We start from the raw sequence: 20,361 nt of genomic DNA on the forward strand, positions 1-20,361 counted from the left end.
GAACGGTCAAGCCTGGGCGCCGGCGCCTCGGCTGGCGATGCATCCGGGCGAGCCGTCGGCCCGCGCTCCGCGCGCCGCCGCGTCCGCGCGAGCGTTCGCCCCGCGCTTCCCACGCCGGCGCGCCCGTGCGAGACCGGGCCTGCCGGCGGTCTCCCGCCGCCCAGCGCTCATGCCGGGCTACGTCGCCCTCGTCCTCCACGCCCACCTGCCGTACGTGCGCCACCCCGAGCACGCCCGCTCGCTGGAGGAGCGCTGGTTCTTCGAGGCGCTCTGGGAGTGCTACCTCCCCTTGCTCGGCGTCCTCGATCGCCTCGCGGCCGATCGCGTCGTCGCCCCGCTGACCCTCTCCGTCTCGCCGTCGCTCCTCGCGATGCTGCGCGACGAGCTCCTCCTTCGCCGGTTCGAGGATCACCTCCGCCGCCTCGCCGCGCTCGCCGCCCGGGTCGAGGCCCGCTTCGCCGGGAGCGGCTTCGCGGCGGCCGCCGCGCTCTACCGCGCGCGGCTCGCTGACGCGGCGAGCGCCTGGGACGCGCTGGGCGGCGATCTCCCGGGCGCCCTCGTGCGCCACGCCGGGGCGGGCCGCGTCGAGCTCCTCACCACCGCCGCGACGCACGCCTACCTGCCCGGCCTGCTCCCCACGCCGGCGTCCATCCGGGCGCAGCTCCGGCTTGGCCGCCGCGCCTTCGCGGCCCTCGCCGGCGCGCCCGAGCCGCGTGGCTTCTGGCTGCCCGAGTGCGCTTACGCGCCCGGCATCGACGCCGATCTCGCGGCGGCCGGCGTCCGCTTCACCGTGCTCGACGCCCACGCCCTCACGCTCGCCGCGCCGCCTCCGTCCGCCGGCGCCTCGGTCCCCGTGCTCTCGCCGGCCGGCGTCGCGTGCTTCGGGCGCGATCGCGACAGCGCGCGCGAGGTCTGGTCGCGCGACGCCGGCTACCCGGGCCACCCGGTCTACCGCGAGTTCTACCGCGACGTCGGGCTCGACCTCCCCGAGCGCGAGCTCGATGGGGAGCTCGGTCCCGGCGGCACCCGGCTCATGACCGGCCTCAAGCTCCATCGCGTGACGGGGCCTGGCCCCGACAAGGCGCCCTACGACCCGGCCCGCGCGTCCGCGCAGGCGCGCGCCCACGCCGCGGAGTTCGTGGCCCGCCGCGAGGCCGCGCTCGCGTCGAGCCGCGGCGCGCCGGCCCCGCCCATCCTCGTGGCTCCGTACGACGCCGAGCTCTTCGGCCACTGGTGGCTCGAAGGGCCCGAGTTTCTCGAGCACGCCCTGCGCCGCCTCGCGGCCTCGGATCGCGCCGTCCCAATCGCGCTCGGCGCGTACCTCGAGCGCCACCCGCCCGTCGAGGTCGTCGCGCCCGCCGCCTCGACCTGGGGCGAAGGCGGGTTCGGCGCGTTCTGGACGGGCCCGAGCGCGGCGCCCCTGTGGCGGCACGCCCATCACGCCGAGCGCGCGGTGCTCGGGGCGCTCTCGCGCTGCCGTGGCGCGGGCGGCCTATCCGGCCGCGCGCTGGACCAGGCGATCCGCGAGCTCCTCCTCCTCCAGTCGAGCGACTGGGCGTTCATGATGTCCGCCGGCGAGATGGTTCCCTATGCGGAGGCGCGCGCCCGCGCCCACGCGGCCCGTGCCCGCCGGCTCGCGAGCCTGGCCCAGCAACCCACGGCCGCTCCCGCCGACGTCGCCTGGCTCGACGCGCTCTGCAGGCTCGACCCTTTCCTCGCCGAGCTCACGGGCCCCGCGCTCCAGGACGCCTTCGACCCGTGGCGATGAGGCGCGTTCCCACCCTGTCGCCCCGTCTCCGGACATCTCCGGCGGCGAGGGACTGAACAGCTCCCGGAAACAGCGAATCTACTTGTGCTGAAATATTCTGTGACGAAATTTGTCGCGGCGGCTGGCCACCCGCCCCGTTGCGCAGCACCATTCGGCGCTCGGCGCCGTCTTTCTGGATGATGACCGGCGATTCACCGGGGCGTTTCATTGCCGAGCGTCGGCCGGCGCAACCATGACCACGGCGTGCGGCACGTTTTCCGCGGTCATGGCGGCATAAAGTGCGAGAGGGACGGAGACATTGCCTCGAGCACCCCCTTGCTGACCGGCCGGTCAGCACCCTACTGTCATGTCCGCCAGCTTTGCTCCTGGACCGCACCGGCAGGCGCTGGCAAAGAACCGGGCGAACTCCCCATGACACATCCTCCTTGCGGACCCGAGCACCGTATCGCTCGAAGGGCCTTCGGCGCTCGTAGCGCCGCCTCGATCCACTCCCGCGCCGCAGCCGTCGCGGCGCTGCTCGCGGCGCTCGCGCTGCCCACGCTGACCGCTTGCCGCCGCGCGGACGCGGACGCGCAGCCGTCGGCGGCGCGCGACACCGCCGCGCCCCGCGAGAAGCTTGCCGTGCGCTTCGGGAAGGTGACCGCGCGCCCGCTCGCGCAGACGCTCGACGTCAGCGGCACCCTCGTCGCCGACGAGCGCAGCGAGGTGGCGACGCAGGTCGCCGGCTCCGTCGTGAGCGTCGCGGTCGACGTGGGCTCCCGGGTCAAGAAGGGCGATCCGCTCGTCGTGCTCGACGCGCGCAACGCCGCGCTCCAGTCGCAGGCGGCCTCCGCCGCCGTGGCCCAGGCCCGGGCCAGGCTCGCGCTGCCGGAGGGCGCGTCGCCGAAGGGGATCGATCCCGACCAGGTGCCGGAGGTCCGGGCCGCGAAGCAGAGCATGGAGCTCGCGAAGTCCGAGGCGGATCGCGTGAAGCAGCTCTTCGATCAGGGCGCCGTCGCCCAGTCGACCTGGGACTCGGCGCGCACGCAGGCCCAGAACGCGGCCGCGCAGTACGAGGCCGCGGTCAACGGCATCCGCGCGACCGTCGCTTCGCTCACGTCGGCGCAGGCGCAGGCGGGGCTCGCCTCGAAGTCGGTGTCCGACACGACGGTGCGGGCTCCGTTCGACGGCGCCGTCGCCGAGAAGCGGATCAGCGTCGGCGAGTTCGCGAGCCCGGGCCGCGTCGTGGCGGTCGTGGTCCGCGACAACCCGCTGCGGCTCCAGATCGACGTGCCCGAGGGGGACATCGCGGCCATCGAGATCGGCAAGCCGGTCAGCGTCTCGGTCGCCGCCTTCCCCGATCGCTTGTTCCCGGGCGTCGTGAAGCGGATCGGCGCGAGCCTCAGGGCCTCCTCGCGCACGCTGCCCGTCGAGGCCGAGTTCGACAACAGCGAGGGGAAGCTCCGGCCCGGCCTCTTCGCGCAGGGGCAGCTGGCGCTGACCGGCGAGTCAAGAACGGCGCTCCTCGTGCCCGAGGCGGCGGTCGGCACCTCCGGGACGAGCGCGCGCGTGTTCGTGAGGGCCGGCGAACGCGTGACGGAGCGGCTGGTCAAGGCCGGCCGCAAGATCGACGGCCTCGTCGAGGTCATCGGTCCGCTCGCCGAGGGGGATGAGGTCGCGATCGACAAGGTGGGCGAGCTGGCGGACGGCATCGAGGTCGCGGCGGCGCAGTGAGCCGAGCGCACGCGCGTCTCATTACTGAGGAAAGGTAGCGACCATGCAATGGCTCGCGGCAATCTGCATCCGTAGGCCGGTGTTCGCCTCGGTGATCGTCCTGCTCCTGACCGTGCTCGGGGCGTTCTCCTACTTCGGCCTCGGCGTGGACCGGTTCCCCAAGGTCGAGTTCCCGTTCATCGTCGTGACGACGGTCCTCCCCGGCGCGGCGCCCGAGGAGGTGGAGACGGAGCTCTCGGACAAGATCGAGTCGGCGGTCAACACCATCAGCGGCATCGACGAGCTGCGCTCCGCGTCGGTCGAGGGGCTGAGCCAGGTCATGATCTCCTTCCAGCTCGAGAAGAACGTCGACGTGGCCGCGCAGGAGGTCCGCGACAAGGTCGAGGGCATCCTCGCGGAGCTCCCGGAGGGCATCGACCCGCCGATCGTGGGCAAGCTGGATCCGGACGCCGCCCCGATCCTCACGCTCGCCGTCTCGTCGCCGAAGGCGAGCGTCCGCGAGGTGACCGAGTTCGCCGACAAGACGCTGCGGCGTGAGCTGGAGTCGCTCGCCGGCGTCGGCCAGGTGCTGCTCATCGGCGGCCGGAGCCGCCAGATCAACATCTGGATCGATCCGGAGAAGCTCGAGAAGTACTCGCTGACCGGCGGCGTGGTGGCCCAGGCGCTGGCGAGCCAGAACGTCGAGATCCCCGCCGGCCGGATCGAGCAGGGCGGCAGATCGCTCACCCTGCGGACGCGCGGCCGCGTGCAGTCGGTCGAGCAGATGGCGGACATCGTGCTCGTGGACCGCGACGGCTACTCCGTCCGGCTCGGCGACGTCGCCGACGTCCAGGACGGCATGGCGGAGCCGGAGTCCGCCGGCTTCCGCGGCCTCGATCCCGCCGTGCTCCTCAGCATCCGCAAGCAGAGCGGGACGAACACCGTCGAGGTCATCGACGGGCTGAAGGCGCGGATCAGCGACGTCGAGAAGCGCCTGCCCCCTGGCTACCAGATCGTCATCGCGCGCGATCAGTCGGAGTTCATCAAGAACTCGGTCAACGCCGTCAAGGAGCACCTGGTGCTCGGCGCGCTGCTCGCCGCGATCATCGTCGCGCTCTTCCTCGCGAACGTCCGCAGCACGCTCATCTCCGCGATCGCCATCCCGACGAGCATCATCTCCACGTTCGCCCTGATGAAGGTGGCGGGCTTCACGCTCAACGGGATCACGCTCCTCGCGCTGACGCTGGCGGTCGGCATCGTGATCGACGACGCGATCGTCGTCCTCGAGAACTGCTACCGCTGGATCGAGGAGAAGGGCGCGAGCCCGTGGGAGGCGGCGCTCCAGGGCACGCGGGAGATCGGCCCCGCGGTGCTCGCGACGACGCTCTCGCTGATCGCTGTGTTCGTCCCCGTCGCGTTCATGAGCGGCATCGTCGGCCGCTTCCTGAACTCGTTCGGCCTCACCATGGCGTTCTCGATCCTGGTCTCGCTGATCGTGAGCTTCACGCTGACGCCGATGCTGTCGGCGCGGTGGCTGCGGAAGCCGGAGAAGCACGACGCCGGCAGCTCCAAGGAGTCGCGCTTCTACGGGCCGATCGAGCGCGGCTACATGGCGCTCCTCCGCTGGTCGATGGCGCACCGCTGGGTGATCGTGCTCGCCTCGGTCCTCGCGCTGCTCTCGATCCCGGTGCTGGGCGGCCTCGCGAAGTTCAACTTCCTCCCGATCGAGGACGAGTCGCAGTTCCAGGTCAGCATGCGCGCGCCCGAGGGCGTGAGCCTCGACGGGACGCGCGTCATCGCCACGCGGCTCGCCTCGGACCTCGAGAAGCTCCCGGGCGTGGTCTACACGCTGACGACGATCGGCGACGATCCGCAGAAGACGCCGAACCTCGCCAGCATCTACGTGAAGCTCAAGCCCGCGGACGAGCGCGATCTGTCGCAGCAGGACCTCATCGATCGCGCCCGGCGCGAGCTCCAGCCGAAGTTCGATGCGGAGAAGCTCCGGGCGAACATCGGCCCCGTGCCCGCCTTCTCCGGCGGCCAGAACACCCAGATCGCGTACCAGGTGCAGGGCCCCGACCTCCAGCGGATCGGCCAGTACTCCGACACGCTGCTCCAGAAGCTCAAGGCGATGCCGGGCGTCGTCGATCCGGACACGTCGCTGCTCGTCGGCAAGCCGGAGATCCGCGTGGTCATCGACCGCAAGAAGGCCGCCGATCTCGGCGTCCAGGTCGGCGACGTCGCCAGCACCCTGCGCCTCCTGGTCGGCGGGTACAAGGTGTCGACCTACAACGAAGGCGGGGAGCAGTACGAGGTGCGCGCGCGCGCGCTGCCGAGCTTCCGCTCCGACAAGGAGGGCCTCGCGAAGATCACGGTGCCGTCGACGAAGCTCGGCGCGGTCACGCTCGACAACGTGGTGACGTTCACCGAGGGGACAGGGCCGTCGCGCATCGAGCGCTACAACCGCCAGCGGCAGGTCATGCTGACCGCCAACCTCGAGGCGGGCTACTCGCAGCAGACGGTCGTCCAGGAGCTCGACAAGGCCGCGTCGCAGCTGAACCTGGCGTCCGGCTACTCCGCCGGCCCCGTCGGCGCGTCGAAGGAGCTCGTCAAGATGATGAAGAGCTTCCTGGTCGCCCTGCTCCTGTCGCTGGTCTTCATGTACCTCGTGCTCGCCGCGCAGTTCGAGTCGTGGCTGCACCCGATCACGATCCTCCTGTCGCTGCCGCTGACGGTGCCGTTCGCGTTCATTGCGGTCATCATCTTCCGGCAGTCGCTCAACATCTTCTCGCTGCTCGGCATCGTCGTGCTGTTCGGCGTCGTGAAGAAGAACTCGATCCTCCAGATCGATCACACGATCAAGCTGCGCGAGCACGGCTTGCCGCGCGCGCAGGCCATCCTGGAGGCGAACCGCGACAGGCTCCGGCCCATCCTGATGACCACGCTCGCGTTCGTGGCCGGCATGATCCCGCTCGTGGCCTCGAGCGGCGCGGGCTCGGGCACGAACCGCGCGACCGGGTTCGTGATCATCGGCGGGCAGTCGCTGGCGCTCCTCCTGACGCTGCTCGCGACCCCGGTCGCCTACTCGCTGTTCGACGACATGTCGTCGTGGTTGAAGCGGGTCCTGCCCTTCATGCGGGGCAGCGACGACCAGGGCGCGCCGCGCGGGGCGGGGGAGGGCGGCGTCGCTCCGGCGGGGGACGGGGGCGTCGCGGCGGGGCCTCACGGCGCCGCGGCGCGCGCCGCGATCGCGCACGAGGGGGGCCGGCCGGCGGGGGCCCACCTCGACTAGCCTCGCCGCCTGGCCGCGCTCCGGGCCGCGGCGCGCCGCGCCCGGCCCCCGGAGCGATCGCGACGCGCCGCCGCTCAGTCCGCGTCGCCGTGCACCTTGCGCAGGATCACATCCAGCAGACCGTCGAACGCGTCGCGCATCGCCCAGGCCTGGGCGGCGTCGTCGTCGAGCCTGGCGGCCTTGCGGCGGCCCTCGGCGAGCGCCTGCTTCGGGCCCCTGCACGCGCGGCCGAGCCGGCGCTCCATGTCGAACGAGGCGCCCTCGTAGATGTGATAGCAGGACGCGAAATCCCCCTGGTTGTAGAGCGGCGAGCCGACCTCGATCGCGCCGTCCATCGTCCGCGCCAGCACGAGGAGGTCACCCTCGGTGCAGCCGCGGAGGACCGCGAGCCGGTGGTGGGGCACCGCGCGCTTGACCGCCGGCAGCGCTTGCCCCTCGTCGGCCGTCTCGGCCGCGAACGTCGAGAGCGGGACGGGGTCGGGGTGCACGAGCAGCGTCTTGAGGTAGTCGGCGGGCACGCCGAAGTTGAGGTTCTGCCCCTGCGTCGCGACCGCGGCGGCGACGCCGATCACCTCGCCGCGCTCGTTGAACAGCGGTCCGCCCGAGGAGCCCGGCGCGATCGGCGCGGAGATCTGCAGCAGCGTCAGCGCGGGATCGACCACGCGGACCGCGCTCACGAGGCCGTTCGACACGGTGTCCGCCAGGCCGAGCGGATGGCCGATCGCCACGACCGGGTCACCGGGGCGGACCGCGCGGCTGTCGCCCAGGGACAGCAGCGGGAGCCTCCGTGGCGCGTGGATCCGGACGATCGCGAGATCCCGGCCCTCGTCGAACGCGAGCACCTCGAGCACCGGGTGCTCGCTCTGATCCCAGAGGACCACCTTGAGATCCGAGATCCCGGCGATGACGTGGTAGTTCGTCGCGATCCAGCCGTCCTCGCGGACGAGGAAGCCCGCCCCCAGCGAGCCGTCGCCGCGGATCGTGACGACCGCCGGCGTGGCGCGCGCCGCGATCTGGGCCGGGGTCATCGCGGCGGGCTGCGACGCCGCGCTCGCCGGCTGGCCGCCTGAGCCGGCGCCGCAGCCGAGCGCCGCGAGCGCCGCCGCGGCGAGCAGCCCGGAGAGGCGCGGCCGGCGGGACCGCGGCTGGGGCCGGGGACGGGGAGGAGCGGCGCTGGAGCGCCGGTCGTCGTCATGGAGCTCGCCTGGCAGGCTGCGGTGGTTCATGTCGCTCCCCGGGGCCGCCCCGTGAGCGGCCTCCCTCCGGCAAGCGTAACGAAGAGCCGACGGATCGTCTCGCGTGCACGGAGAAAATCCCGCCGTGGCCGCCTATGCTGTCGCGGTGAGCCAAGACCACGACGCGCGCGATCCGATCTTCGCCCTCAGCGACGAGTTCGTCGACGCCTTCGCCGCACAATGTCCTGCCCACGCCACCCTGGCGGGCATCCCGTGCGACGACGGCGCCTGGAACGACTGGAGCCCGAGCGGCGCCGCGTCCTGGGCTTCGACGGTCGCGTCCTTCCAGGAGAGGCTCCGGTCGCTGCCGCCGCCTGGGCGCGGGGCGGAGGCGCGGTGGGGTCGCCTCGCACGCCGTGTGATGGCCGATCACCTGGACGAGCGGCTCGACGATTTCCGCCACGGCGAGCACCTGCGCGACCTCAACAACATCGAGTCGGCATTCCAGCACCTCCGGATGGTCTTCGACCTCATGGACGTGCGCAGCGCCGCCGGCTGGGAGGCCATCGCGTCGCGCCTCGAAGGCCTCCCGCAGGCCTGCGACAGCTACCGGGCGTCGCTCGAGGAGGGGCGCCGGACAGGCCAGGTCGTCGCGCGCCGCCAGGCGCGCGCGGTCATCGAGCAGGCCCGCTATCAGGTGGGCGAGGCGTCGTTCTTCCTCACGTTGCCCGCCGCCTACGAGGCCTCCGGCTGCGCCACGGACGCCGGCCGCGCGCGCCTCGCCGCCGGGGCCGAGCGGGCGCGCGCCGCCTTCGGGGCGCTCGCCGGCTACCTGGAGCAGACGTACCTGCCGAGCGCGCGCGCCGCGGATGCGGTGGGCGAGGAGCGCTACCTGCGCATGGCGCGCCGCTTCCTCGGCGCGAGCATCGATCCGATCGAGACCTACGCCTGGGGGTGGTCCGAGGTGCACGACATTGAGGCCCGGATGGCGCGCCTCGCTGGCGAGATCCTTCCCGGCGCGGCGTTGCCCGAGGTGATCGAGCTGCTCAAGACCGATCCCGCCCGGTGCGCGCACAGCGCCGACGAGTTTCTCCGGATCATGTCCGAGCGCCAGCGGAGGGCGCTCGCCGAGCTCGACGGCGTCCACTTCGACATCCCCGCGCCCATCCGTCACATCGAGGTGAAGCTGGCCCCGCCGGGCGGCGCGCTCGGTGCGTACTACGTGCCCCCGAGCGACGGCTTCAAGCGGCCCGGCACCGTCTGGTACGCCCCTGGCGCGAAGCAGGAGTTCCCGCTCTACGAGGAGATCACCACCGCGTACCACGAGGGATTCCCCGGCCATCACCTGCAGTGCGCGCTTCAGGTGCACCTCGACGACCGGCTGAGCCGGCTCCACCGCTTCCTGGTGACGTGCTCCGGCTACGCCGAGGGGTGGGCGCTCTATGCCGAGCAGCTGATGTACGAGCTCGGCTATTTCGAGCGCCCCGACTACGTGCTCGGGATGCTCTCGGGCAAGCTCACGCGCGCCTACCGCGTCGTCCTCGACATCGGCATGCACCTCGAGCTGCCGATCCCCCGGCACGCCCCGCTCCACGCCGGGGAGCCGTGGCGCTACGAGACCGCGGTCGAGTACCTCCACCGCCGGGCCTTCCTCGCGCCGGAGTACGCGCACAGCGAGGCGACGCGCTATCTCGGCTGGCCGGGGCAGGCGATCTCCTACAAGGTCGGCGAGCGGGTCGTCCTGGAGCTGCGCGAGGCGCTGCGGCGCCGGCAGGGCGAGGCCTTCGATCTGAAGGCGTTTCACGCCAAGGTGATCGGCTCCGGGTCGGTCGGGCTCGACCACCTGCGCGAGCTCGTCCTCGACGACGCGACCTGAGCGCGCCTTGGACGTGGCTCGCCCGCCCGCGTCGCGGCTCGACGCGCGGTCGCGAGCGTGCCAATCGAGGCGGGTGAGCTCTCCCCCCGCGAGCGAGATCCCCGAGGCGCGGCCGAGCGGCTCGGATCTGTGCACCGCGTGCGGTCTGTGCTGCACGGGGCTGCTCTTCGACGTCGCGCCGCTCGAGGAGCAGGAGCTCCCGCTCGCCGAGAAGCTGCGCCTGCCGCTCGCGTGCAACCAGTACCACGACGCCTTCAGGCTGCCGTGCCCCTGTCACCTCGACCGGAGGTGCACCGTCTACGAGACGCGCTTCTCCGTGTGCAGCAGCTACGAGTGCGGCCTGCTCCGGCGCTGCAAGGCCGGCGAGGTGCCGCTCGGCGAGGCGCTGTCCCGCGTCGAGCGCGTGCTCCGCCTGACGGACGCCGTGCGCCGGCGCGTGCCCCCGCTGGATCCTCCGCGCCCGCTCTGGGACGAGGCGCGCGAGCACCTCCGCCGCCGTGACGCCGCGGACGACTCACCGGCGTGGCGGAGCGAGCGGGAGTCGCTCGTCGCCGAGCTCGCCGAGCTCAGGGTCGCCTGCAGGGAAGGGCTGGATCCGTAGCGCTGGCAGCGCTGGAGATGCCGCCAGGACGCGGAGAGCGCGAGACGGTGTTTCCGGAGCTCGCGCTGGTTCGATCCGTAGCTCGTTCTACCGTGCGCCGGGGGATCTCACTTCGTCGCTCTCTCTCGAAGGCGGCGCCCCGACTCCGGTGCTTCGTTCTGGTCGAGCGCGATTCGTCCTCGACTTCGCGCGTCGCACCGCGAGCCGGACGGGCTCGTCCGGGCCTCCCGGTGGCTGACTCCGCGCCGTATATACGGCTGATGGAACCGAAGATCCGCCGGATGACCAACAAGTATTCTGCCATCACCGCAGTGACGAGCTTCGTCACGCAGCCCATTCCCGGCGCAGATGAGCTGATCGTGGTTCCCATCCATTACTACTTTTCCGTGTCGCTGACGCGGGCGCGGGGCGCGCCGCTCCTCGGGGCTCCGTGGCTGCAGGTGAGCAAGATCATCTGGGGCGGAGCTGCCGTGCGGCTCTTCGCCAACTTCACGCTCGGCCTCGTCCCGGTCGCCGGTCTCTTCTCCAACGCGATCACCGCCATCGCCTTGACCGAGCTCCTGGGTCGCTACCTCGACGGCGCGCTCAGCAGCTCGGCGCCTCCTCCCCCGGTTTCCATGAGGACCATCCGAGACGCGGTTCACGGACGGCGCCAGGCGTCGAGAGCTCAGCCTATCTGACCGGCGCTCCGCCGCGTCGTCCGGAGATCTGTCCCCGGTCCGACCCCTGCTCGAGCCGGAGCGCATCGCGGCCCGCGTGCTGCGTGCGCTGCGTCAACCCGCGGCCTCGCCACCGCGCCCCGGCGCGGGCTGCCGCGGTCCGCGCGCGCGGGACGGTCTCTCCTGGCGATCGCCGCCGAGATCGAATAGATCCCCGGCCATGCTCTCCGAGACCCGCGAGAAAGTCCTGGACATCAAAAGGCGCTTTGAGGCGCTAAGGGGGCATCTTTGACGTCCCTAAGCTCGAACGGATGCTCCAGGATCTGACCCAGACGACGCTGTCGCCCGGGTTCTGGAACGATCAGGAAAAAGCCCAAGCCGTCCTCCGCAAGCGCACCCAGGTCGAGTCGAAGCTCGAGCTGGCGCAGAAGCTCGGCCGCGAGATCGAGGATCTCGCGGAGTACCTGGAGCTCGGCGCGGCCGAGGGCGACGAGGGCGTCATCGCCGACGCCGACACGCAGGCCGACGCCATCGCGGCGCGCCTGCGCAAGGTCGAGCTCGATCGCATGCTGTCCGGCCCCGCCGACCGCGGCAACGCCATCGTCAGCATCCACCCGGGCGCGGGCGGCACCGACGCGAAGGACTGGGCATCCATGCTCCTCCGCATGTACCTGCGCTTCTGCGAGCGCCGGGGCTACAAGACGGAGATCATCGACTACCAGGACGGCGACGAGGCCGGCATCGACGCTGTCACCTTCACGGTGACCGGCGACGCCGCCTACGGCTACCTGCGCTCCGAGGCCGGCGTCCACCGTCTGGTGCGGATGAGCCCGTTCAACGCCGATCACACGCGCCAGACCGCGTTCGCCGCCGTCGAGGTCACCCCGGACAGCGACGACGAGATCAACATCCAGGTCAACGAGAAGGACATCGAGATCACGACGATGCGCGCCGGCGGCAAGGGCGGGCAGAACGTGAACAAGGTGGAGACCGCCGTTCGCCTGCGCCACCTCCCGACCGGCCTCAACATCGTGTGCCGCGCCGAGCGCAGCCAGCACCAGAACCGCGCGATGGCGATGAAGGTCCTCAAGGCGAAGCTGTACGAGATGGAGCTCCAGAAGCGGGAGGCCGAGGTCCAGGCCTACAACGCCGGGAAGAGCGCCATCAACTTCGGCAGCCAGATCAGGAACTACGTCCTCGCGCCCTACAGGCTCGTCAAGGACGTCCGCACCTCCATCGACGCCACCGACGTGGACGCTGTCCTCGACGGCGATCTCGATGGCTTCATCGAGGCTTATCTGCTCGCCGCGGCCGGCGGCTCGCTCAAGAAGGGCGGCTCGGTCGCGCAGGACGACGCTCTGTGAGCCAGCAAAAAGACAGACCGAACGACAGGAAGACCGAGCGGTTGGCGAAGGACGCCGCCGAGGCCGCGCGCGCCGAGGAGACGCTGATCGCCACCCGCAAGGCGAAGGCGGCGCGCCTCCGCGCCCGCGGCGAGAACCCGTTCGCCAACGACGTCACGGCGGGCGAGCCGCTCGTCGAGCTCGCGGCCGTCCGCGCCCGCTTCGACGGGGCGCGGCTCGCGGCCGAGCCCAGGCCGGAGGGCGCGGCGCCGGACCGGCCCGCCGGGGACCGCTACGACCCGGCGCGTGTCGAGCCGCACCCGTTCCGCGTCGCGGGCCGGGTCCTCTTCGTGCGCTCGTTCGGCGGCGTCACGTTCGTGCGGCTGCGCGATCGGACCGGCGAGCTCCAGCTCATCTGCGAGCAGGGGAGCCTCGCCGATTTCGAGCGGCTGGAGGAGATCGATCTCGGCGACTTCGTCGAGGCCCACGGCGTCGCGATGGCCACGCAAAAGGGGGAGCTCTCGATCCGCGCAGGGCGCCTCCGGCTGCTCACGAAGGCCTACCGCCCGCTGCCGACCAAGACGAGCTTCAAGGACGTCGAGTCGCGCTACCGCATGCGGTACGTCGACCTCGTGGCCAACCCGCACGTCGCGGGGGTCTTCCGCGCCCGCAGCGCGATCGTCGCCGCGCTGCGCGAGTTCCTCGACGCGCGCGGCTTCCTCGAGGTCGAGACCCCGACGATGCACACGCTCGTCGGCGGCGCGGCGGCGAAGCCGTTCAAGACCCACCACAACGCGCTCGACCTCGAGCTCTTCATGCGCATCGCGCCCGAGCTCTTCCTGAAGCGGCTCGTGGTCGGCGGCTTCGAGCGCGTCTACGAGATCGCGCGCTGCTACCGGAACGAGGGGCTGTCGACGCGGCACAACCCCGAGTTCACGATGCTCGAGTACTACCAGGCGTACGCGACGTACGAGACCCTGATGGACGCGACCGAGGCGATGCTCCGCCACGTCGACGCCCGCCTCGCCGAGCGCCTCCCGGCCGAGCACGCCGCCTGGGCGGCCGGGCGCGCGTTCTCGCTCGATCGCTTCGCGCGCGTCCCCATGGCCGAGGGGATCGCCCGCGCCCTGGCGAAGGCGGGGCTCCCGGCCGACGTCCCGCAGCGCGTCGTCGCGGACGACGCCCCGATCAAGGAGTGGGCGAAGGCCGCGAAGGCGAGCGGGCGCGAGATCGACTGGACGAACTTCCGCTCGGGCGCGAAGAAGTGCGAGTCGCCCGGGGAGCTCGTCTTTTGCGCCTACGAGTACGTGGTCGAGCCGTTCCTCACGAAGGACTACCGCACCGAGGCGGGCGACAAGAGCGTCCCCGTCTTCATCATCGACTATCCCTTCGAGGTCTCCCCGCTCGCGCGCAAGAAGGACAGCGATCCTGCGCTCGTCGATCGCTTCGAGCTCTTCATCGAGGGCCGTGAGCTCTGCAACGCCTTCAGCGAGCTCAACGATCCCGAGGACCAGGACGCGCGCTTCCGCGCGCAGGTCGCCAAGAAGTCGCGGGGCGAGGAGGAGACGATGGATTACGACGCCGACTACGTCCGCGCCCTCGAGCACGGCCTCCCGCCGACGGCGGGCTTCGGCATGGGGATCGATCGCCTGGCGATGCTCCTCACCGGCGCGACGTCGATCCGCGACGTCATCCTGTTCCCCCTCCTCCGCCCCGAGACCGACGCGTGATCGAGCTCTCCAGACCCTTGCAGGTCGCGCTCCTCGCCGCCGTGGCGCTGGGTGTCCTCCTGCTCGTATGGCGCGGCGCCACCCGCTTCGACAAGAAGGGCGAGCAGGAGCCGCGGCGCCCCGTCGTCGCGCGTATCGGGCTCGTGGTCGCGCTCGCGGGCGCCAGCCTGCTCGCGCTCACGCTCATCACGTCCAGCGGGCACTCGAAGGGCCTCGCGTTCGTCGGCGCCTTCTTCTCCAGCAACTCCGAGGGGATCGCGAAGCTCGTCGCCGCGCTGGTCCTGGGGGGCGTCCTCCGGCTGTTCCGGGCCGGAACGGATACGGAGAACGCCAGGTGGCTCTCCGGCAGGAGGGGGTCCAGGGTCCGCGCGGGGCTCAGGGCGCTCGGCGCGACGTCCCTCCTCGCCGCGCTCGCGCTCGTCGTCCTCTGGGGCGCGGTGCTGCCCATCCAGCCGACCTCCAAGTGGATCCTCGGAGGCCTCCTGTCCGGCGTGGGCGTGGGCTATCTGGTCGCCGGGAGCCGCCCTGTCCGCAAGGGGCTGTATCGCGCGCTCGTCTGGTGGTGGGGCGCGCTCGTGGGCGTGACGTTCGGGGTCACCGCGGCGCTCACGTCCAGGATGCCCACGGGGCGGCTCGCGTCGGTCAACGCCGCCGATCAGATCATCCGCTTCACCGCGCTCGTCTCGAGCGTCATCTTCCTGTTCTTCGTGCTCTCGGCGCTCCTGCCGCTCATCCTCGACGCGCTCGAGCGCCGGAGCTTCGTGCCCTACGTGGGCGCGCGCCACGTGCGCGCCTCGAAGAGCGGCTTCCTCACGGTCATCTCGGTCCTGTCGATGGCCGGGGTCGGCGTCAGCTCGTGCGCCCTGTGCTCGGTGACGAGCATCATGGGCGGCTTCGGCGCCGACCTGAAGCGCAAGATCCTCGGCAACAACGCGCACATGGTCGTCGACGTCAGCCGCCCCGGCGGCTTCGGCGACTGGGACGACAAGCTCACCCAGGTGCGCGTCGCGCTCGCGCCCTATGGAGCCGCCGCGACGCCCGTCGTGGCCGGCGAGGCGATGGGCTCCAGCGCCTCGAACACCGCCGGCGCCCTCGTCCGTGGCATCGATCCGGATACCATCGGACAGGTCATCGACCTCGCCAAGAACATCGAGGTCGGCAGCTTCGACTACCTGCGCGACCCCGAGAAGCTGACGAGCCTGCCCCCCGAGGAGATCATCGGCCGGGGCCCGGGCGGAGAGCCGTACTTCAAGGGGCCGGACTTCCGCCAGCCGCCGGACGTCGACCCGTCGGTGCGCGACTACCTGAAGCAGCAGACGCGCATGTACCCGGGCGTCATCATCGGCCGGGAGCTCGCGAAGTCGCTCCACGTGCTCGTCGGGGACGAGGTGACCCTCCTGTCACCCATGGGCGAGCTCGGCCCCACCGGCGTGATGCCGCGCTCCCGCAGGTTCCGCGTCGCGGCGATCTTCTATAGTGGCATGTACGAGTACGACGTCACGCACGCGTACGTCTTGATGGAGGAGGCGCAGAAGTTCTTCAGCCTCGAGGACAAGATCACCCACATCGACATCCGGGTCCCGGATCCCGAGCGGGTGCAGGAGGTCCGACCGGCCGTCGAGGCGGCGATCGCGGCGAGCGCTGCGCTGGACGAGGCGCCGCCGGAGGGCGGCAAGCCGCCGCCGAAGCTCCGCGTCCGCGACTGGATGGAGATGAACAAGAACCTCTTCAGCGCGCTCAAGCTGGAGAAGATCGCGACGTTCATCATCCTGTCCATCGCCATCGCGGTCGCGAGCTTCTGCATCGTGTGCACGCTGCTCCTCATGGTGACGGAGAAGGGCAAGGAGATCGCCGTCCTGAAGGCGCTCGGCGCCTCGGACAACGCGGTGATGCGCGTGTTCATGCTGGAGGGCGTCATCATCGGCGCCATCGGCACCGTCTACGGCGTCGGCACCGCGCTCGCCGCCTGCACGGGCCTGTCCTGGTTCGGCGTCCGGCTCGATCCGGACGTCTATTACATCGACCGGCTGCCCGTGAACGTGAACGGCTCCGACTATGCGATGGTCGCGGCGGCGGCGCTGCTCATCTGCACCATCGCCACCCTCTACCCGGCCCGCGCCGCCTCGAAGCTCTCTCCGGTCGACGGGCTCCGTTACGAGTAATCCCTCCATGTCCACTCCGCTCGTCGTCGTCGAAGATCTCCGCAAGACGTTCGTTCACATGGGGCGCGAGCTCCACGTGCTCTGCGGCATCGATATCGTCATCAACCAGGGCGAGGTCGTGGCGTTCGTGGGCCCCTCCGGGGCGGGCAAGAGCACGTTCCTCCACTGCATCGGCACGCTGGACCTCCCGACGAGCGGCCGCATCCGCCTCGGCAGCGACGAGCTCACCGGCCTCGCGAGCTCGCGGCTCGCGGCGATCCGGAACCGGATGATCGGCTTCGTCTTCCAGTTCCATCACCTGCTCCCCGAGTTCAACGCGGTCGAGAACGTGATGATGCCGGGCCTCATCCAGGGGAAGACCCGCCGCGATATGGAGCCGCTCGCGCGCTCGTTGCTCGCCGAGGTCGGGCTCGCGGAGCGCGCGACGCACCGGCCCGGGGAGCTGTCGGGCGGCGAGCAGCAGCGGGTGGCCCTGGCGCGGGCGCTCGTCCTGTCGCCGAAGCTCCTCCTCGCCGACGAGCCGACCGGGAACCTCGACACCGCGACGAGCGACTCGATCCACCAGCTGTTCTTCGAGATGAACCGCAAGCACGGCACAACGATCGTCGTGGTGACGCACAACCTCAGCTTCGCCGAGTCGATGCCGCGCGTGGTGACCATGCGCGACGGGGCCATCGAGAGCGACCGCATCGGCAGTGAGCGCGCCGCGGCCGCCGGGTACCGCGGCGGCTCAGCCGGATAGGCGCTCGCTCAGGAGCTCGGCTGCGCGCAGCGACATGGCCATGATGGTCATCTGCGGGTTCACGCCGAGCGACGAGGGGATCGCGCTCCCGTCGCACACGTAGAGGCCGGCGACGTCGTGCGCCTGGTGGTCCGGCCCGAGGCACGACGACCGCGGATCGACCCCGATACGGCATGTCCCGAGCGGGTGGAACGCGGCCACGTCGAGGTCCCCTGCCTTGATCTGCCGAGCCTTGAGCCGCTCCAGGTCGGCGGGGCCGTTCACCTCGTCGCAGCCGGCGACGAGCGGCAGGACCCGCCTCGCCCCCGCGGCCAGGAACACCTCGCAGAGCGTCTCGATCCCGCGCTGCATCTTCGCGACGTCCTCCTGGTTCATCGTGTAGAGCACGAGCGGCGTACCGCCGAGCCCGGGCCTCACCTCGCCGCGGCTCGTGTCCTTGATCATGAACCCGAAGGTCGCGAGGTGCGGGTATCGCTCCATGAGCTCCGTGTAGCGATGCCCTGTCCAGGGGACGGCCAGCGCCGCGACGTCGAACGGGAGCGAGCCTCCCTCGAACATCAGCCCTTCATCGGCGAAGTGATCGATCTGGTAGCCCTGCGGGATGCCTTGCCACTGGTCGATTCGCTCGTCGAAGAGCGCCATCACCTTCGACGCCGGGTGGATCGACAGGTTCTTCCCCAGCATGCCGCTCGAGAGGCATGCCCCGCTCCGGCGCAGCAGCAGCGGCGTCATCAGCGCGCCGCCGGCCACCACGACGGCCTCCGCCCTGACCACGAGCCGCGGCCTCCGCCGCCTGGCGCCGCTCGGCGCGCGACCGCCGGCCCTCGCGTCGCCGCCGAGCACAGCCGTCGCCCCGCGCGCGCGGCCCGCCACGATGTCGATCGTCCTGACGCGCGCCGCCGTGATGAGCTGCGCGCCCCGCTTCAGCGCCTCGGGCACGTAGCTCACGTCGGTCGAGCGCTTGGCCCCGGTGGGGCAGCCGAAGCAGCAGAGCCCCTGCCCATCGCAGTCCGGCGCGTTGCGCTGGAGCGGCCCGTGCCGGAGGCCGAGCCGCTCCGCGCCGCGCCGGACGATCGGCCCGATCGCCCCGAGGTGCAGCGGATCGGCGGGGGCGACCTGGAGCATGCGCTCGACGCGCTCGTAGTAGGGGGCGAGCCCGTCGGACGAGAACTCCGCCGGCATCCCCATGCCGTCCCGCCACGAAGCGAAGGTGCTCTCCGGAGCCCTGTAGCAGGTGCCGGAGTTGATCACGGTGCTCCCTCCGACGGCGCGCCCCGCGAACACCGGGATGCCCACGTTGCCGATCGCCATGTCGAGCCCGTGGTCGCGGTACATCTCCCGGTACGCCCGCGCGGGCCGCCCGGTGAAGCTCGAGCGGCGGTGGTAGTCGCCCTCCTCGATCATGAGCACCGCGTGTCCCCGCGACGCGAGCTCGTAGGCGGCGGCCGCTCCGCCGGCCCCGGTGCCGATCACGAGCACCTCGCACTCGAGCTCCAGGTCCTCCTCGACCTCGCGCCCGTTCGTCACCTGCGAGAGCCAGCGGGGCGCCTCATCGCGCACCGTGGGCAGCTCGTAGCGGCAGCCGACGTGCTCGAACATCTCGGGCCGGTCGTAGTGGATGAACCTGAGCGGCGTGAGCACGGCGCGGAGCAGCGAGCGCAGCGCCAGCGCCCGGCTCTGCTCGAAGCTGCGGAGCACCTCCATCCGCTCCTCGAGCGGCAGCGCCGACAGCGGCCTGAGCCGCATCGGCACCGGGGCGAGCTCGATGGCCCACAGCGCCGCGCGCAGCCCCTTCGCGAGGTGCGGCGGGATCGAGGAGAGCCAGGCCGCGAGGCGGGTGGCGGTCGCCGCCCCAGCGCCCTCGAGGAAGCGGCCGGCCGGCATCGCCGCCTCGGCGAGCGCGGCGGCGATGCGCAGCTCCCGCTCCGAGAGCGCGGGCCCCTCACCCGCGCCGCCCCCTGTCCGAGGCGCGCTCTCCGCGCCGCCCTCCGCCTGCTGCGCCGCCCCGGCCGAGCGCCCCCTCCGCTCCAGCGCGGGCCAGCGCCTGAAATCGAGGTCCAATCCCAGGGTCATGGTCGTCCGAACCCCTTGCGAAAGTTTCTGTTAATTCTGTAGCAATAGAATCGTCGCGATGCAAGGTGGTCCGGTCCGCTCGGTCCTGCGCGTTCCGGACGAAGCGCGCAGGCGTCGCCGATCACGGCATGGGCAGGGCCCAGATCGGCGCGCGGGGCTGAAGCGCGAGGTGGTCCCAGGCGTCCTCGGCGATCGCCAGGCCGCGCTCTCCCTCGTCGCGGAAGTGCGCGGCGACCGCGCGGAAATAGGGGGCGTCCGGGCGCTCGATCGCGACGATGCCCTTCGGGTCCGACGGGCTCGGCGCGAACGGGCGGCCTGCCTTCGCTCGGCGCGTGTCGCTCACGAGCGAGATCTCGTCCATGCGGGCGGTGAAGTGCGGCCCCCCGTCGAACGGGTCGACCCTGTGGGCGTAGCGGAAGCCGATGCGGCGCAGGAGCTTCTCCACCCCCCGGGTCTGCGACCCCACCTTTCCGATCACGCGCTGCGCGTCCTCGGGCAGCAGCGAAGCGTAGATGGTCCCTTCCGGGAAGAGCCCCTTGATGAACTCCTTGTTCTTCTTGGAGAGGAGGTCTGCTTCGGCATAGCTCATGTCGGTGAACTTGCGCCCGAGCGCTTCCCAGAGGTGGCTTGTTCCATCCGGCTCGAGCGGGGGCATCAGCTCCGCGAGGATCTCCTCCTGGAACAGGTCGGGGCGCGCGGCCATGTAGAGGAAGCGAACATACGAGATCATCGTGCCGAGCCGCTCGGGCCCCTGCCGGTAGTCCGGCATGAGCACGAGTCCGCCGATCTCCGTGGGGCCGCTGTACGAGTAGCCGATGCGCAGCACGGTATGATGGAAGTGCTTGTCGATCGTGGCCGAGTACTTCTCTTCGTCGAACACGTCGAAGAAGATGTACGGGATGCCGCGCCGGCCGAGCTGCGCGATGATCATCGAGGTGCCGACGATCATGCCCTTGTCGCCCTTCGTCCGGTCGACGAGCACAAACACGTATTGGCGGAGACGGGGGTCCTGGATCGCCCCGCTGAAGCTCCTGTGGCTCTCGGCGACGATCTCGTGGATTGCGTCACGGTTGTTCGGCAGGTTGACCGAGTTCAGGTGGCGCGCGACATAGAGGAGCTGCTCCTCGTCGCCGGTCACGGCTGCGCGTATTTCAAACGAGATCATCGGGTGAAGCCTACGCGTGGCGCTCGCGCTTCGCCATTGCTCCGGATGCGGCGATCGAGGCCTACAACAGCGGTCGTCGCGCG

Annotated in this window: 13 protein-coding genes; 10 read left to right on the top strand and 3 right to left on the bottom strand. The window is 71.3% G+C overall.

The window, feature by feature from the left end; all coding sequences use genetic code 11:
- Positions 1-169: 169 nt before the first annotated feature.
- The 3 genes from WMF17_RS08655 (at position 170) to WMF17_RS08665 (ending at position 6,752) form a co-directional block, all read left to right on the top strand.
- A complete protein-coding gene (locus tag WMF17_RS08655) occupies positions 170-1,768 on the top strand; it encodes a glycoside hydrolase family 57 protein (RefSeq protein ID WP_437601488.1) in 1,599 nt (532 codons plus the stop codon).
- 411 nt (positions 1,769-2,179) lie between these two features.
- The gene (locus tag WMF17_RS08660) at positions 2,180-3,481 is read left to right on the top strand and encodes an efflux RND transporter periplasmic adaptor subunit (RefSeq protein WP_437648899.1); all 1,302 of its coding nucleotides are present in this window, start codon (positions 2,180-2,182) and stop codon (positions 3,479-3,481) included.
- Between the two features lie 43 nt (positions 3,482-3,524).
- Positions 3,525-6,752 carry an efflux RND transporter permease subunit gene (locus WMF17_RS08665; RefSeq protein ID WP_437601490.1) on the top strand — a complete coding sequence of 1,076 codons (3,228 nt, stop codon included), beginning with the start codon at positions 3,525-3,527 and terminating at the stop codon, positions 6,750-6,752.
- Positions 6,753-6,826: 74 nt separating this feature from the next.
- On the opposite strand, the gene WMF17_RS08670 is transcribed toward WMF17_RS08665, so the two are convergent.
- Positions 6,827-7,978: a S1C family serine protease gene (locus WMF17_RS08670; RefSeq protein ID WP_437601491.1), complete on the bottom strand. Its 1,152-nt coding sequence runs from the start codon at positions 7,976-7,978 to the stop codon at positions 6,827-6,829.
- 115 nt (positions 7,979-8,093) lie between these two features.
- Here WMF17_RS08670 and WMF17_RS08675 point away from each other — a divergent pair, with 115 nt between their 5' ends.
- The 7 genes from WMF17_RS08675 (at position 8,094) to WMF17_RS08705 (ending at position 17,040) form a co-directional block, all read left to right on the top strand.
- Complete coding sequence (locus WMF17_RS08675; protein WP_437648900.1) at positions 8,094-9,803, top strand: DUF885 domain-containing protein; 1,710 nt, start codon at positions 8,094-8,096, stop codon at positions 9,801-9,803.
- 73 nt (positions 9,804-9,876) lie between these two features.
- Positions 9,877-10,404, top strand: a complete 528-nt coding sequence (locus tag WMF17_RS08680; RefSeq protein ID WP_437601493.1) for a hypothetical protein — start codon at positions 9,877-9,879, stop codon at positions 10,402-10,404.
- Between the two features lie 260 nt (positions 10,405-10,664).
- On the top strand, positions 10,665-11,084 hold the full coding sequence (locus WMF17_RS08685; protein ID WP_437601494.1) for a hypothetical protein: 420 nt from the start codon (positions 10,665-10,667) through the stop codon (positions 11,082-11,084).
- Positions 11,085-11,283: 199 nt separating this feature from the next.
- Positions 11,284-12,427, top strand: a protein-coding gene (prfB, locus tag WMF17_RS08690) for a peptide chain release factor 2 (protein ID WP_437601495.1) whose coding sequence is annotated in 2 segments (ribosomal slippage) — positions 11,284-11,352 and positions 11,354-12,427 — 1,143 coding nt in all. Because the reading frame shifts where the segments join, the coding sequence is not laid out codon by codon here.
- Positions 12,424-14,136, top strand: a complete 1,713-nt coding sequence (lysS, locus tag WMF17_RS08695; protein ID WP_437648901.1) for a lysine--tRNA ligase — start codon at positions 12,424-12,426, stop codon at positions 14,134-14,136. The genes prfB and lysS overlap by 4 nt, the downstream gene beginning before the upstream one ends.
- Positions 14,133-16,298: an FtsX-like permease family protein gene (locus tag WMF17_RS08700; RefSeq protein ID WP_437648902.1), complete on the top strand. Its 2,166-nt coding sequence runs from the start codon at positions 14,133-14,135 to the stop codon at positions 16,296-16,298. The genes lysS and WMF17_RS08700 overlap by 4 nt, the downstream gene beginning before the upstream one ends.
- A 7-nt stretch (positions 16,299-16,305) precedes the next feature.
- The gene (locus WMF17_RS08705; protein ID WP_437601498.1) at positions 16,306-17,040 is read left to right on the top strand and encodes an ABC transporter ATP-binding protein; all 735 of its coding nucleotides are present in this window, start codon (positions 16,306-16,308) and stop codon (positions 17,038-17,040) included.
- On the opposite strand, the gene WMF17_RS08710 is transcribed toward WMF17_RS08705, so the two are convergent.
- Both WMF17_RS08710 and WMF17_RS08715 read right to left on the bottom strand, forming a co-directional pair.
- Positions 17,029-19,113, bottom strand: coding sequence for an FAD-dependent oxidoreductase (locus WMF17_RS08710; RefSeq protein WP_437601499.1), 2,085 nt, complete (start codon positions 19,111-19,113; stop codon positions 17,029-17,031). The genes WMF17_RS08705 and WMF17_RS08710 overlap by 12 nt on opposite strands.
- 121 nt (positions 19,114-19,234) lie before the next feature.
- Positions 19,235-20,278, bottom strand: a complete 1,044-nt coding sequence (locus WMF17_RS08715) for an arginine N-succinyltransferase (protein ID WP_437601500.1) — start codon at positions 20,276-20,278, stop codon at positions 19,235-19,237.
- Positions 20,279-20,361: the final 83 nt, after the last annotated feature.

This window comes from Sorangium sp. So ce362 (assembly GCF_051519845.1).
In the GTDB taxonomy this organism is placed as follows: domain Bacteria; phylum Myxococcota_A; class Polyangia; order Polyangiales; family Polyangiaceae; genus Sorangium.